The sequence below is a fragment of the Candidatus Gullanella endobia genome (assembly GCF_900048035.1).
Classification (GTDB): Bacteria; Pseudomonadota; Gammaproteobacteria; order Enterobacterales; family Enterobacteriaceae; genus Gullanella; species Gullanella endobia.
Genome location: NZ_LN999832.1, coordinates 816,954 through 832,579 on the forward strand (window position 1 = coordinate 816,954; position 15,626 = coordinate 832,579).

General features: G+C 32.8%; 10 protein-coding genes. 9 read left to right on the plus strand and 1 reads right to left on the minus strand.

Going from position 1 to position 15,626, the window contains the following annotated elements; all coding sequences use genetic code 11:
* Positions 1–268 precede the first annotated feature (268 nt).
* Entirely contained in the window at positions 269–3,403 is a 3,135-nt protein-coding gene (gene rne / locus FVIR_RS02250) for a ribonuclease E (RefSeq protein WP_067498440.1), read from the minus strand.
* Positions 3,404–3,959: 556 nt separating this feature from the next.
* On the opposite strand from rne, the gene rluC reads away from it, so the two are divergent.
* The 9 genes from rluC to FVIR_RS02295 all read left to right on the plus strand — a co-directional run bounded on the left by rluC (position 3,960) and on the right by FVIR_RS02295 (position 14,051).
* Positions 3,960–4,916, plus strand: a complete 957-nt coding sequence (gene rluC, locus FVIR_RS02255) for a 23S rRNA pseudouridine(955/2504/2580) synthase RluC (RefSeq protein WP_067498443.1) — start codon at positions 3,960–3,962, stop codon at positions 4,914–4,916.
* A gap of 1,087 nt (positions 4,917–6,003) precedes the next feature.
* Entirely contained in the window at positions 6,004–6,174 is a 171-nt protein-coding gene (gene rpmF / locus FVIR_RS02260; protein ID WP_067498446.1) for a 50S ribosomal protein L32, read from the plus strand.
* Positions 6,175–7,005: 831 nt separating this feature from the next.
* Positions 7,006–7,959, plus strand: coding sequence for a beta-ketoacyl-ACP synthase III (locus FVIR_RS02265; RefSeq protein ID WP_067498449.1), 954 nt, complete (start codon positions 7,006–7,008; stop codon positions 7,957–7,959).
* Positions 7,960–7,975: 16 nt separating this feature from the next.
* Entirely contained in the window at positions 7,976–8,905 is a 930-nt protein-coding gene (gene fabD, locus FVIR_RS02270; RefSeq protein ID WP_067498451.1) for an ACP S-malonyltransferase, read from the plus strand.
* A 14-nt stretch (positions 8,906–8,919) separates the two neighbouring features.
* Entirely contained in the window at positions 8,920–9,654 is a 735-nt protein-coding gene (gene fabG, locus FVIR_RS02275; RefSeq protein ID WP_067498454.1) for a 3-oxoacyl-ACP reductase FabG, read from the plus strand.
* A gap of 152 nt (positions 9,655–9,806) precedes the next feature.
* Positions 9,807–10,040 carry an acyl carrier protein gene (gene acpP, locus FVIR_RS02280; protein WP_067498457.1) on the plus strand — a complete coding sequence of 78 codons (234 nt, stop codon included), beginning with the start codon at positions 9,807–9,809 and terminating at the stop codon, positions 10,038–10,040.
* 648 nt (positions 10,041–10,688) lie between these two features.
* Positions 10,689–11,714, plus strand: a complete 1,026-nt coding sequence (gene mltG, locus FVIR_RS02285; protein ID WP_067498461.1) for an endolytic transglycosylase MltG — start codon at positions 10,689–10,691, stop codon at positions 11,712–11,714.
* Positions 11,715–12,259: 545 nt separating this feature from the next.
* Complete coding sequence (locus tag FVIR_RS02290) at positions 12,260–13,258, plus strand: DNA polymerase III subunit delta' C-terminal domain-containing protein (RefSeq protein WP_067498464.1); 999 nt, start codon at positions 12,260–12,262, stop codon at positions 13,256–13,258.
* 16 nt (positions 13,259–13,274) lie between these two features.
* Positions 13,275–14,051, plus strand: a complete 777-nt coding sequence (locus FVIR_RS02295) for a metal-dependent hydrolase (protein WP_067498467.1) — start codon at positions 13,275–13,277, stop codon at positions 14,049–14,051.
* Positions 14,052–15,626: the final 1,575 nt, after the last annotated feature.

The following is a 15,626-nucleotide window of genomic DNA, read 5'->3' on the forward strand; positions in this document are numbered from 1 at the left end:
GAAAACTATTAAAAATAACAGAAAAAATTAAATTTTTATAATTGAATAGTAGTAAAACGTTATGTTCTAATAGAGTTAATATTGTACATGCTATTATTATATAATTAATCATGATAATCGTTACGACTAAAAATCCAATGAATAAAATATAGCAATGCTTTATTTATCAGAAATTTTTATAAAAAGTATAAAATGCAGTTATTTCAATACATACTTTGGTACATGAATAAAATCCGCCTTAAGCGGGTCTAAGATAAGAACAAAGAATTTACGATGGATATAATATGTCATTAGGACGTGTTACTGCTGCATTCGCTTGGGTTTTTGCAGTATGAGCACCAGCGGCGCCACGACCCTCGAAGAGGTAGTTTTGTCGTTGCCAATTGCTGATCGGTATAACTGAAGATGATATATAATGTGGTGAAGATACTTTAGTTACCGGTGCATTGGCATGATTCTTAAATCGTGTAGTAAAAATTTTTAAACTTTCCGGTAAAGATCCTTCTTCTTTTGCTAAAAGTATGCTAGTAGTAGGCAAAATATGACGTACGGCTTCTTTTGGTTCGGTAATAGATGTAGTCTTTCCAATAACAAAAAACTCACTATCTGTTGATGGTATCGCTTGAGGGAGTGTGGTATCATAAGGCAATGCAACATCTGACGTGATAATAGTATTTTCTATTTTCTTAGAATATTGCATCTCTTTTATAATAGTAGATTCAACCTTTTCTGATATTGAACTAACAGAATATTTATCACCACCTGCTACTACAGACTGAGATAATATCATATTACTTTTATGGATGGGATTTCGTAGAGGTGTGCTATCCGGCATGGAAAACGATTTTTTTAGCTGTACGTTTTTTTGTTCTAGTTGCTCAGTAATAGTGGAATAGCTAACTAACTCTTTATTCGTAGTTATCTCAGATGACAAAAGCGAATAATGTTCATTGCGGTAACGACTACGGCGCTGACTGCTTACGCGTAGATGACGTGGAGAACGTCGTGAATGGCGCATTAGATTTGCTTGGTTATTATTGTGTCCAATATCAGTATTATCAGAATTAAGCATAATATTATGCTGTAGAATTTTATTCTCATCATTACTGTTCTGATTTTCAATTACCGTATTAAATGTATCGGTATTGCTTTCCATAGTAGTAGTTATCCTTTTAACAAAAGGATCAGATTGATTATGAACTCGTATTTTACGGTTTAATGTACGATAGTGACGACGCGATGACTGAACTTGAATCGGTTTATTATTCTCATTAAAACTATTTCTATAGTTTGATTTTATTATGTTTTCAGTAGATTGATCTTTAAATCCTTCTTGATATTGATTTTGATGATCTTGGTTAAACATACGGTATGATTTAGTTTGGTCTTCTTGTGATTCTTTTTCAAAAATATCATTTGCATTTTCTTTTATAGCAAAGGTTTTAGAATGTTTTTGATACAGATCATTACAATCGTTTTGACGCTGAATATTATCTTGATTAGTATGATTTGGTTTGATATTTCTATTATAGTGGTTATCTTGCTTACTTTGACCGCATTGATTTTGCTGCTCTTGAAATTGTGGCTTTCCAATCTTACCTTGCGTTTCAACGACCACTGTATTGGCAGAGTTAATCTCCTGCTGTGGTATTAGTGTATTAATAATAGATTTAAATCCATCTAAAAAACAGGCAAATATTTTTCTTGAAACGCTAGTATTTGTCACGTTCACAGCATGCGTCACTTGCACACCATTCGAATTAATTACAGTTTTTTTCTCACTAACTACTGATGAATTTGGCATTAGAAATGCTGACAGCGCTGGCTGTCCAAAGTTTTTTCGCTCGGAAGCGTACTCTTCTTGCGGTTGAGTCATTTCTGCTTCATGTAACTGCGGCAAAAGATAGCTTAAGGTAGGAGCTACTTCTCCTTTTCGTACACGTAATACTACATAATGCGGAGTTTGCATTTGATCATTTGGTACAATGATAGCTCGAACACCACCTTGACGTTTTTCGATTGTATTAACAGCTTCGCGTTTTTCGTTAAGCAAATAAGAGGCAATAGGCACAGGTACGATAGCATGTACTTCATGAGTATTATCTTTTAAAGCTTCTTCTTCAATAAGACGCAATATGGAAAGGGAAAGAGATTCATTATCACGAATAGTTCCAGTACCACTGCAGCGAGGACAAACATGATGACTTGATTCACACAGCGATGGACTAAGACGCTGACGAGAAACCTCCAATAGACCAAAACGAGAAATACGTCCGATTTGAATACGAGCACGATCTTGACGGACTAATTCACGCAGACAATTTTCTACTTCGCGTTGATGACGCGAAGTAGTCATATCGATAAAATCAATAACAATTAAACCACCTAGATCGCGCAAACGTAGCTGACGAGCGATCTCATCCGCCGCTTCTAGATTGGTATTGAAAGCAGTTTCTTCAATATCACCACAACGAGTTGAACGCGCAGAATTAATATCAATAGCAGTCAACGCTTCAGTCGTATCGATAATAATTGAGCCACCAGATGGTAATCGTACTTCACGCTGAAAAGCAGATTCAATCTGTGATTCAATCTGGTAATGACTAAATAAAGGAACTTCTCCACTATAAGACTTAATTTTATTAGTAAAATCAGGGCGACCCAATGAAGCAATATGCTCCTTTGCTAAATCTAGCACCTTGGGATTATCGATCAATATTTCACCTATATCAGGCCGTAAATAATCGCGGAAGGCACGAACAATAACATTACTTTCCTGATGTATCAAAAATGGCGCTGGACGACCTTCAGCGGCCTTTTTGATCGCTTGCCAATGCTTGAGACGGAAAGTTAGATCCCATTGCAGTGCATCAACCGATTTTCCAACGCCGGCAGTTCTGACAATTAGTCCCATGCCATCAGGAAGTTCAAGAGAAGATAGAGTCTCTTTCAGTTCAGTACGATCATCACCTTCGATACGGCGTGATATACCACCAGCACGTGGATTATTTGGCATTAATACTAGATAACTTCCAGCTAGACTGATAAATGTGGTCAATGCTGCGCCTTTATTTCCACGTTCCTCTTTATCAACCTGTACGATAACCTCCTGACCTTCGCGTAACACATCCTTAATATTAGGTTTACTATGAGTAGAATATTGAGAAGGAAAATACTCACGAGAAATTTCCTTAAGTGGAAGAAAACCATGGCGGTCAGCGCTATAATTTACAAACGCTGCTTCCAAGCTAGGTTCAATACGAGCAATTTTACCTTTGTAAATATTAGATTTTTTCTGCTCACGCCAGGGACTTTCAATATTCAGGTCATACAATCGCTGTCCATCTACTAGAGCGAGACGCAACTCTTCTTGTTGAGTTGCGTTAATTAACATTCTTTTCATTATAACTTACTCATTTTATGTATTAGCAACAGATCTGCAGGTAAAAACTATATGATCAAGTAATCATAGACATTTCTGTAATTTAGTTCAAAAATAGATAATTTCACAGTTATCTCTTATTAAGTAGTATATTATTTTACTAATCTACTTCTTATGATAAAAATAAATTCTTTATAAGAAAATAATATCTAATAATTATTATTAGAATGGATTCTTTTTTCAACTAAACTACAATCTATAATCTAGTAACTATTCGATTAACTATTATATTTTATACTATTGCTATGCTTAGACTAAAGCGGACATATTTAAGATTCTTCGAATACTTTCATTCTAGATGTGAAAGCATGAAAGAAAAATATATTATTCCACTGCTAATACACATATAGCAAGATGACTTTATAAATTGATAACAAATTTAAGACCTATTCTGATAGAATATCAACTAAGCATAGCAAGCCTATCTGACAATACAAAAGTTTTTGCTGATTAAACCACAGTTAAACACATAAAAAAAGTAGCATTATGATGTTAGCATGTTGAGAACACTACTCAAATGAGCAAAAATAATTCTAGCGTACATTTTATTACTATCTCCGCAGATGAAGCCGGTCAGCGAATTGATAATTTTTTGCATATGTACCTTAATAGGGTACCGAAAAGCATGATTTACCGTATTATGCGTAAAGGTGAAGTACGCGTTAATAAGAAAAGGATAAAACCAGAATATAAACTAAAAAATGATGATGAAATACGTATTCCACCAGTACAATATTCTAATGAAAAATACATAACTATTTCTACTAAATTAGATAAAGTAATTGCATTAAATGACGCTGTATTGTATGAAGATGAACACCTCTTAATATTGAATAAACCAGCGGGTACAGCAGTTCATGGTGGTAGCGGTCTTAGTTTTGGAATTATAGAAGGCTTGCGCGCGTTACGTCCCGATGCAAATTTTTTAGAATTAGTTCACCGTCTAGATAAAGATACATCTGGAGTACTCTTATTAGCTAAGAAACGATCGGCTCTCTGCGCATTGCATGCGCAGTTTCGTGCTAAAGAAATGAAAAAAGATTATCTAGCTTTAGTGCGTGGTCAGTGGCAGTCTCATATGAAAACAATAGCAGTACCGTTATTAAAAAGTATATTTGCCCGTGGCAAACATATTATGCGGGTAAACAACGCAGGAAAAGAATCTGAAACCCATTTTGAGATTAATGAACAGTTTAGATTAGCTACGTTAGTGCAAGCCAGTCCAATAACTGGACGCACGCACCAGATTCGTGTTCATGCTAAATATGCTGGTCATCCAATTGCATTTGATGATCGATATGGCGATAGTGTATTTAATCAGCAGCTAAAAGACTCTGGTTTAAATCGATTATTTTTGCATGCAATTGCATTACGTTTTAAGCATCCAAGTAGCGGAGAAGTATTGCAAATAAACGCACCTCTAGATACATCTTTACGCCAGTGCCTATTATATTTACGTAACGATCGCAAGTAATCATATCAGACATTAGTAGTTATCGATATAATGGATTGATGTTATTCAATCAAAGAATAGCAGTTAGCCCCAGTCAAGTACTATTGACAGGTAGATTGGTATATTTATATCTAATCTTAGATTATTTAGAATGATATAATCTCTGATTATTTATATTAAAAAGATTACTTACATATATTAAGAAATAAGAGTATTTCAAAGCATGTAGAAATATACAATACAGATTTTTATCTGGATTTGAAAAAGTTCTCTATCTATTAATATTAAATATCATCGTAGATCGGTATAGAGCATTATATACTTCTTATATACTTCTTACTTCTACTACTAAGAGTAGTTATACCAACCAATAATATTTTTGTAAGTAAAGTGGTTTTTCATGCGAAATTACTTTCCGATATGGAGTATTAATTATTGCTAATAATTAGATACTATGGATAACACAACAGTAAGCTAGTTCTAACTATTCGCGATAATTTATATATTAACGTATTATTTACAATAGTTTTTATCTGGTAAGTAATATTTTATAGATATCTTTTTATAAAAATTAAACAGCATGATTAATTTTTATAAAAAGATAATAATTTCAATAAAAAAGAACAATAAAACTATTTTATAAATTATTTGATTATCTAAAAAATTATAAAATATGTTGTTATACTATCAAATATTTATTATTAAGATTATGAATATAATTAAAATCTCTATAGAACAATTTTTTTCTTTGACCTTCCCTTGTTAAAAAGTTAACATATGTTCTTTATATTAAGTAATATATTTCGACGCATAAAGAGAGAAGATTACTCCTATTTATTTTAAGTTTAGATAGTAAAATTAAAGATGTGTTGTAACTTTCCGAAATACATGAAATTTTCTATATTGCTAAACTTAGCGATGTAAGTTTATTGGTGATAATAAGAAATAAATAGTCCTGCTCTATTAAACCAATATATATTATTGAATAATATAAAGTATTTAAAAATTAAAACAAATATTTAAATAATACTATCCGTAGAGGAAAAAATTATCTAGTTAATATAGTTAACTATATTAACTCATAAACAAAGGAGAAATAACAAGATCTATGGCCGTACAAAAAAATAAACCTACCCGCTCCAAAAGGGGTATGCGTCGTTCTCACGACGCGCTAAGCTCTTGCTGTATATCAGTTGAAAAAGTTTCTGGTGAAACTCATCTACGTCACCATATCACTACAGATGGTTTTTATCGTGGTATTAAAGTTATCGTTAAATGATTCTAAAATAATATATTAAAATTTTTGGCTCTTGTATGAGCTCCTGTTGACGACAGAAACTTTTTTCTGTCGTCATATTACCCTAGTTCTTACAGGTACTTATCTATGTATCCATAGCTTATATTATTATTTATCTGCAAATCCCTCAACAATATATCCTTTACTAATAAGTATTAATTTAATTTTAATTAAAAAAATTGATAGTTTTTCAGCTAAATTAGTTATGCCAGTAATCTAAATTGTCTTAGGCACTTTTCGATGTAGTTTATCAAAAATAGCATTTTAAATAGTTAATATCATAAAGTTGATAATACTGACGCGTACTGATTAAATTATAAAGTTAATACTTAAAGATTATTGAAAATAATAAACGAGCAAGGTTGATGATGAAGTTTTTGATCCCTTAAACTAAGGTAGAATAATTATTATAAATTCTAGCAACAACATTTCTTGTAATGGAGCGATAATAGTGAAATTGACGTAATTAATGTAGATGATGGTATAGTATATTGTATGGGATTGTTTTAACCTGAATATGGTGTTATTAAATAACAATTAAAATAAATTAAAAGATTCGATTCGATATAAAACACAGTAATACTGTTAAATGAACAGTTACCTAATGCATCAATTTGATTGCCTAAATCCTGATTAATAGAATAGCACTTACCTGATATATCTGAAAGATACGGTTATCGACAGTTACTGCTTGACTAAGTAATTCACTTTTACCCCGCTATCGAAAAAGAAATATAAGAAGTGTAGCGGCAGATCCTTTAGCAGATAAGTGCATACCTGGATATGATATTGCCTAAGAGTGATTAAGTGTACATGTTTACAAAGATTCTCGGTACCGGAAGTTATCTTCCGGCGCATATCCGGTCTAATGCCGATCTTGAAAAAATGGTGAATACATCTGATGAGTGGATTGTTACTCGAACTGGTATTCGTGAACGTCATATTGCTAAAGCTGATGAAACTGTATCTAGCATGGGATATGCTGCTGCTGAACAGGCATTAACTATGGCTGGTATTTTAGCAGATAAAATCGGTATGATTATTGTTGCAACTACATCTTCGAGCCATGCTTTTCCTAGTTCAGCTTGTCAAATTCAACGAAAGCTAGCCATTGATGAGTGTATTGCTTTCGATTTAGCAGCTGCTTGCGCTGGTTTTGCTTACGCGCTGAGCGTAGCGGATAATTATATTAAAAATAGTGTAGTCGAATACGCGTTGGTAATTGGCTCTGATGCATTAAGCCATACTCTAGACCCTGCAGATCGCGGGACGTTAATTTTGTTTGGTGATGGTGCCGGTGCAGTTGTTCTAGGGTGCTCTACCGAGCCGGGTATTATCTCAACGCATCTACGTGCTGCTGGTCGCTATGGTGATTTATTAACGCTTCCATATCATGATCGTCTTAATCCTGCTGCGTCTGCTTACTTAACAATGTCTGGTAATGAAGTATTTAAAGTAGCAGTAACCGAATTAGCTCATATCGTTGATGAAACGCTTAGCGCTAATGGATTCGACTGCAGTCAACTGGACTGGTTAGTACCACATCAAGCTAACTTGCGTATTATTACTGCTATAGCTAAACGTCTTGGAATAGATATGAAAAAAGTAGTTGTAACCCTTGATGGGCATGGCAATACCTCTGCTGCTTCTGTACCTCTAGCGCTAGATGAAGCAGTGCGAACTGGCCGTATTCAAGCGGGACATTTAGTAATGCTAGAAGCATTTGGTGGTGGTTTTGCTTGGGGTTCAGCGTTATTACGATTTTAATCGATAGGAAAAAAAAATGACGATCTTCGCCATGGTATTTCCAGGACAAGGTTCACAGACAATAGGTATGTTTTCAGAATTAGCAGCAAACTACGCATTAGTTGAGAAGACATTTTCTGAAGCTTCTGCTGTTCTAGGTTATAATTTGTGGCAGTGTGTACAAAAAGGTTCAGCTGAAGAACTAAATAAAACATGGGTAACCCAACCGGCATTATTAGCATCATCAGTTGCTGTTTGGCGCGTTTGGAAGCAACAAGGCGGTCAAATGCCAGCGCTTATGGCTGGTCATAGTCTAGGCGAATATTCCGCCCTGGTATGTGCAGGAAGTTTAGATTTCACAACAGCAATTTCGTTGGTAGCGCTTCGTGGTAAATTAATGCAAAACGCAGCGCCAGTCGGCACAGGTGCAATGTCTGCTATTATTGGTCTAGATGATAATTCTGTTTTTTCTGCTTGCGAACAAGCAGCTCAAGGACAAATAGTTTCGCCAGTTAACTTTAATTCCCCAGGCCAGATAGTTATTGCTGGGCATAAAGAGGCGGTGGAACGCGCAAACTTAGCTTGTAAAAAAGCTGGTGCAAAACGAACAGTAACTCTACCAGTCAGTGTACCATCCCATTGTGCTTTGATGAAACCAGCAGCAGAAAAATTTGCAAAAATATTGGAAAAAGTAACATTTACATCGCCAAAAATACCAGTGATTAACAATGTAGATGTACGCGTAGAGAAAAACCCAATGGCTATTCGACAAGCTTTAGTACGTCATCTTTATAGCCCAGTGCGATGGACAGAAACTGTAGAATTTCTTATATCCCAGGGTGTAGAGGTATTGGTGGAACTTGGTCCTGGTAAAACCCTTATTCATCTGACTAAGCGTATTAATAGCAAACTTTTAGGTGAGGCAGTAAATGATCCTGCCTCGTTAGCTGCAGCGATCAAACACTAAAATTAGGATTATAAATGAATTTAGAAGGCAAAATAACGCTAGTAACTGGCGCAAGTCGTGGTATTGGCCGCGCAATTGCAGAGATGCTTGCAGATAGAGGCGCAACAGTAATTGGTACTGCTACTAGTGAATCAGGTGTTTCCGCTATAAGCGCCTATCTAGGTAATAGTGGTAAAGGAATGAAATTAGATGTTTCTAATAGTATTTCAATCGATACATTTTTAAATAAAATGCGCTCTGAATTTGGTGATGTAGATGTTTTAGTAAACAATGCAGGTATTACGCGTGATAATCTGCTGATGCGAATGAAAGAAGATGAATGGAAAACTATTATTGATATTAATTTGACGTCCGTATTCCGTATGTCAAAAGCGGTAATTCAGGCTATGATGAAAAAAAAATATGGAAGAATTATTACTATTGGTTCTGTTGTAGGTGTTATGGGCAATCCCGGACAAACAAATTATGCTGCTGCTAAAGCAGGCTTAGTGGGATTTACTAAATCACTAGCCCGTGAAGTTGCTTCACGTGGTATTACAGTCAACGTGGTAGCACCAGGTTTTATTGCAACGGATATGACTAAAGCATTGACAGATGAGCATCGTAATAGCATTTTATCCTATATTCCAGCAAACCGTTTTGGTTATCCGAAAGAAATCGCTAGTGCTGTCGCTTTTTTTGCCTCTGAAGATGCAGCATATATTACTGGTGAAACGGTACATATTAATGGCGGCATGTATATGTTGTAAAAGTACAAAAAATCATTTGTGTTGTTTGTAATAAAAATAGAAAATAGCAAAAATTGTAATTTGACTAGCTTAGATTGAGTTATATCTTTTTAAACATTTTATACACCACGAAAACCATCGCATAAGCGAGTTTTGATAGGAAATTTAATAGCATGAACACTATCGAAGAAAGTGTTAAGACAATTATCGCTGAACAACTGGGTGTTAAGAAAGAAAAAGTTGTTAATAATGCTTCTTTTGTTGAGGACCTCGGCGCTGACTCTCTTGATACCGTTGAGCTGGTTATGGCGCTGGAAGAAAAATTCGATATAGAAATTCCGGACGAAGAAGCTGAAAAAATCACTACTGTTCAAGCAGCAATTGATTTTATTCAGGCAAACCAGTAATAAGTAAATACCCCTAGGCGGTTGTTTAACCGCCTAAGTTTTTAATCTAAATATAAAGATACTTCCCTCTTTGAAATGGAAGTATATAAGTGTTTAATTTAATAGTTATACTCTGATTTGTTATACTATTATTTTAAGAATATCGTAGAACCTAGTAGAAATTTACTTTTACTAGAGAATGGTATCAAACTAATCTAGTATTTTACTATTTATTATATAGTGTGTCTTAAAAGTTTAGTTAAGAAATTTTAATAACAGAGAAATCGGATTACGTAAAAATTAATAATTTCTTCGTATCGTCGAATATCATCAATATAATGATCAATTATTTCCATTATGCACAACTTTTAATTAGTATAGTATTTATACTATACACTTATGTTATATTCTGAATGTATAATATCTATATACAGCGTAAATGATCGAATTATTACAGTTCGGATATCTTACTAGCAAGTAAGAACTTAAAGATGATGCCTTCATTAGTAATGATATACTACTAGTAGTATTTATCAAAAAAATAGACAAATAGAACGCTATAATAATTTTTACTTGTAGTTTTACCAAATATGCTAAAAGACATTAAATCTAAAAATACTATTGTTGGCTATCTAGTAAACCTACAAGATTAAAATAAAATAACAGTATATGATGAAAATAAAACTACCGTTTATCATAACTTTTTTGATAATAGTTGTATTGAATATTGGTTGTTTATTGCAATTAAAACACTTCGCTGAAAAACCTTTACCTATTAAACAGGAAATAATTTTTACTCTACCGCCTGGAACCAGCCGTGATGGTTTGGAAAAACTCCTACGCCAGAAAGATTTAACACGGCATGTTAGGTGGCTACCTTGGTTAATGGGATTAGAGTTTAAGCTTGCACCAGTTAAAGCTGGCACTTATCGTATAAAACCGGGAATGACAGTTCGTGATCTTCTAAAGTTGTTAGTAAGTGGTAAAGAAGCACAGTTTACTATTCGTTTTGTTGAAGGATCAACTATTAAAGACTGTCTTGGTGTACTTGCACAAGCTCCATATTTGAAACATGATCTAAAGAACATCACACCAAAAGCATTAGCTGAAAAATGGGGTTATTCAATGTCTAGCTTGCTAGAAGGTCAATTCTATCCCGATACCTACCTATACACAGCCAATACCTTAGATAGTACCATTCTCAAGCGCGCTAGTCAACGCATGAAGGCTACTTTATCAGAAATCTGGAAAAGGCGGGATGAAGGTTTGCCATATACATCGCCGAAAGCGCTATTAACTATGGCATCTATTGTTGAGAAAGAAACTGGAGTGAAAGAAGAGCGAGCACGAATAGCGTCAGTTTTTATTAATCGGTTACGTGCGGGTATGAAATTACAAACTGATCCAACAGTAATTTATGGTTTAGGTGACAATTATCGTGGTGTGATTACACGGCAAGATCTAATCAAACCGACACCATATAATACTTATATTATTACTGGATTACCGCCGACTCCAATTTCAATACCTAGCCAAGCTTCCCTAGAAGCTGCTGCACATCCAGAGAAAAGTACCTATCTTTATTTCGTTGCCGATGGATGCGGAAGTCATGTTTTTTCTACTAATCTAGTACATCATAATCATGCAGTGCAGCAATATCGACAACAGAAAAATGAAAAAGAAAAACATGAATAGTAAATTTATAGTAATTTAAAGTTTAAAAGGTTCTGTAAAATTAGTACTATCGCCATACCATTTGTAAATACCTTTGTTTAAACCTATAAATACAATATAAACGACGAGCATATAAGCAACTATTTAAAATTACTTATACTCTATGTTATATAGACAGAGATAATAAAAGGTATTATTAAAATAATATATACTATAGATAACTGAATGGCAGAAAATCGCTACGACCTTTCTTATTAGACTAATTCAGGTGAAAGATAAAACATTCATATATTTGTTATAAATTATGTAAAAATACGATATTAGAATATTTATATCAAATTTAAAACTGTATCTAGATATTTCTCTAATGCTTTGTTTTTTTCTAATACCTACAACCTAATCGAAGTAGAATCGTTATGACTTTTCAATCAGATCATGTACATTATTAGATGTTAATAAAATTGATGATTATATCGTCATTTTTAATGGTAATCAGATACTTTTTATGCTGAGTATCTGGTTTTATTATAAATTTATATAATGGTTAAAAACCTAGTTTCATTACTATGAAATGGTATCCTTGGCTAAATACTACTTATCAACAGATTTTATATCGCTACCAAAAAGCGAATGGACATCATGCTTTATTATTACATAGCCAGCCTGGTAATGGTGAAATCTCATTACTCTATGCATTGAGTCGCTGGTTAATATGTCGACAATCGAATGGTGTTAATAAGAGTTGCGGTCTTTGTAAAGATTGTCGATTAATGATCGCTGGAAACCATCCTGATTTTTATCAATTAGAACCAGAAAAAATTCATAAAAATTTAGGAGTAGATTATATTCGTAGTATTATTGAGAGTATACATCACAACGCCCATCAGGGCGGAGTAAAAGTTATATTGCTTCCTAATACTGAGTTACTTACTGATCAATCGCCAAACGTGTTACTGAAAGCTCTAGAAGAACCACCAACAGATACTTATTTTCTTTTAGGCTGCCATACACTATCACGTCTATTACCAACTCTTAGAAGTCGTTGTCTTTATTGGTCGCTATCAACTCCAAATGAGGAAATTGGTTTACGTTGGTTGAAGAAAGCAGGTTTTGAAGACTCATTATCTGCTTATACTGCATTACGAATATGTGCTAACGCGCCGCTTTTAGCAGAAGCGCTACTTCAGCCGGCATGTTGGCAGAAAAGAACATCTCTGTGCGAAGCACTACAAGAAGCTCACATTAGCGGAAATTTTTTAATCCTCTTACCGATATTAAATCGAGATAAAGATTATGAACCGTTACATTGGCTGCTTAGCTTAATAAGCGATGCTTTGAAATGGCAGAAAAGTGCGAAAATCTCGTTAGTAAATATTGATAAAGTGGAATTAGTTGCGATTATAGCTAATCGATGGCCAGCTAGAACACTACATATGCAATGGCGAAATTGCCTAAAATGTTTATGTCAATGTCAAGAGATAAGCGGTATTAATCGAGAACTTTTACTGATACATTACTTGCTTAATTGGGAGCGAGGTATATCTGATTCTTACCTTTCTTTATAACTTAAAAGGTTCAAATATGTTTTTAGTTGATTCTCACTGTCATCTTGATAGTTTGAATTATAAAATATTACACCGAGATGTAGAGGATGTAGCTGATAAAGCCCGAAAAAACGGTGTAAATTTGATGTTGTCGATATGTACTTCATTGATCGGTTTCTATACCATGACAGCAATGGTAGGTTGCCGTGATGATGTACTGTTTTCTTGCGGAATTCATCCACTAAATCTTGATAAGCATCATGATTTCAATGAATTGCGGTATTTAGCAGCTAGAAATGATGTAGTAGCACTAGGTGAAACTGGTTTAGATTACTATTATCAGCATAATAATAAAATACAACAACAGGCAGTTTTCCGCGAACATATCCATATAGGACGTGCACTAAATAAACCAGTAATAGTACATATGCGAAACGCACGTGAAGATGCACTGTTCATTCTCCGTGAAGAACAAATCTATGAATGCGGTGGAGTATTACATTGCTTTACTGAAGACTGTGCGACAGCTAAAGCACTATTAAACTTAGGCCTTTATATCTCGTTCTCCGGAATTATTACCTTTCGTAACGCAGGAGCACTGCACAAGGTAGCACGTTATGTTCCTTTAGATCGGTTACTACTAGAAACTGATTCTCCCTATCTAGCACCAGTACCTCACCGTGGTAAAGAAAATCAGCCAGCTTATGTACGTAATATAGCGGAATACATGGCGACACTAAAAGGAGTTTCTCTAACAAAATTAGCGGAAATCACTACCGCTAATTTTGGAAGTTTATTTCATGTTGATGTGTAGTAATATTAACTCGGCGCAAGATTATATAAATAAATTACTTGTTACAATATAAAATTATTAATAGTATTACTATTTTATAATTATAATTGTGTGAACAAGATTGTAAGTATTCCTTAACAAAGCGCTCGAATAGATATCTTCTATTATCTTTTGTCTATAGGAATTTTAGCATGATAAGTTAATGAATAATATTGAGATCTAATATAGATCTAAAGATACTAATTAAAATCTAGTGTTTTATTTTAGAGTATAAATAATATTTCTTTATATATTTATTGCTTTTTATCTTTTTATTTTTTAAAAACTATTATTCATTTATTAATGAAAATCATGTTAAAAAGTATATTCATTTATCTGTAAAATAAATGATCTGTTTAAAATTGGTAAAATACTAGTCTCGTTAATTCATATTAGCTATTACTAGTACTTAGTATAAGTAGTTTATATAATTTAATTAGCTATTAACTAATTTATTAGGTTTAGAAATAAGGGATCTGCTTTTTTATTAATCTAATATATTGCTAATTTATCTCGGATAGAATGATTTATTAGAAAGATAAGTTATCGTAGGATAATTATTGCTATATTTATATTGATTAGTAATTACTTTTTAAACTTATATTGTTGTTTATTAGATATAATATTTAATTTTTCAATTAAAAATTAGAATATAGAACTAATAACGCTATTTATTTTTTCACCTTATTTAAATACATCCCTTTAAGATGTATTTAAATAACTTCAAAATACTACTAATCAAATTTTATATAACAAAATTTTGCTATGTAGTTATTAGATTTTACCGATAGAAAATTTTCAGTTTTTTATTTTAATGCATACTACTTAACCAAAGTAAACGGGATATGCTATAATTTGTATTATTATTTTTTCTATTACGCTGATTGCCTATCTATCCAATATTATCAAGCTAATTAAGTTTTTTCTTTACATTCATAGCATTGATTTTGTATATTATTTATAGTTAACTAGTTAATTTAGTGTTTTGTTATGTACTTTACAAAGTGAAAGTTTTAATTTTTTAATCAGTTCACAAAATTCTAATTCTTATTAGTAAGAGAAGTCACATCTGTTTTTTCTATAGTTATTATAATAACTATAAATTACAGTATATCGTAGACTATTTCTTTTATATATTATAGACTTAAATTTTAGCAAATCTAAGTTTGATGTTTTAATTATTAGATTAATTCTGATAATAAATTTTTAAAAAACAAAATAAGTCATTTTTGAAAAAACTGGATACTTGCGGTATTATTACAATAATTTTTAGTATACAATCAGTTTTTGATATTCGATCAGATAGTTTAAAAATAAAGCACATAATTATTTTGAATAATTCTCTAATCAATACTAATACATAGAATTTAAATTGATACACTGCTGTAGTGAAACATGCATGTTCGTAATGTGAATTTTATATCTAAATATAAACATAAATTTTATTTATATTTATTAAATGTAGTGAATACATTATAATGCTATTATGCATTAAAAAATTTATTTAAAAATTCTTTATTAAAAGAAAAAACTTCTTTTTCATATTTTTGTTAAAAA

Coding starts and splice junctions, on each gene's coding strand:
- rne (WP_067498440.1), bottom strand. CDS start 3,403: ATGAAAAGAATGTTAATTAACGCAACTCAACAAGAAGAGTTGCGTCTC.
- rluC (WP_067498443.1), top strand. CDS start 3,960: ATGAGCAAAAATAATTCTAGCGTACATTTTATTACTATCTCCGCAGAT.
- rpmF (WP_067498446.1), top strand. CDS start 6,004: ATGGCCGTACAAAAAAATAAACCTACCCGCTCCAAAAGGGGTATGCGT.
- FVIR_RS02265 (WP_067498449.1), top strand. CDS start 7,006: ATGTTTACAAAGATTCTCGGTACCGGAAGTTATCTTCCGGCGCATATC.
- fabD (WP_067498451.1), top strand. CDS start 7,976: ATGACGATCTTCGCCATGGTATTTCCAGGACAAGGTTCACAGACAATA.
- fabG (WP_067498454.1), top strand. CDS start 8,920: ATGAATTTAGAAGGCAAAATAACGCTAGTAACTGGCGCAAGTCGTGGT.
- acpP (WP_067498457.1), top strand. CDS start 9,807: ATGAACACTATCGAAGAAAGTGTTAAGACAATTATCGCTGAACAACTG.
- mltG (WP_067498461.1), top strand. CDS start 10,689: ATGATGAAAATAAAACTACCGTTTATCATAACTTTTTTGATAATAGTT.
- FVIR_RS02290 (WP_067498464.1), top strand. CDS start 12,260: ATGAAATGGTATCCTTGGCTAAATACTACTTATCAACAGATTTTATAT.
- FVIR_RS02295 (WP_067498467.1), top strand. CDS start 13,275: ATGTTTTTAGTTGATTCTCACTGTCATCTTGATAGTTTGAATTATAAA.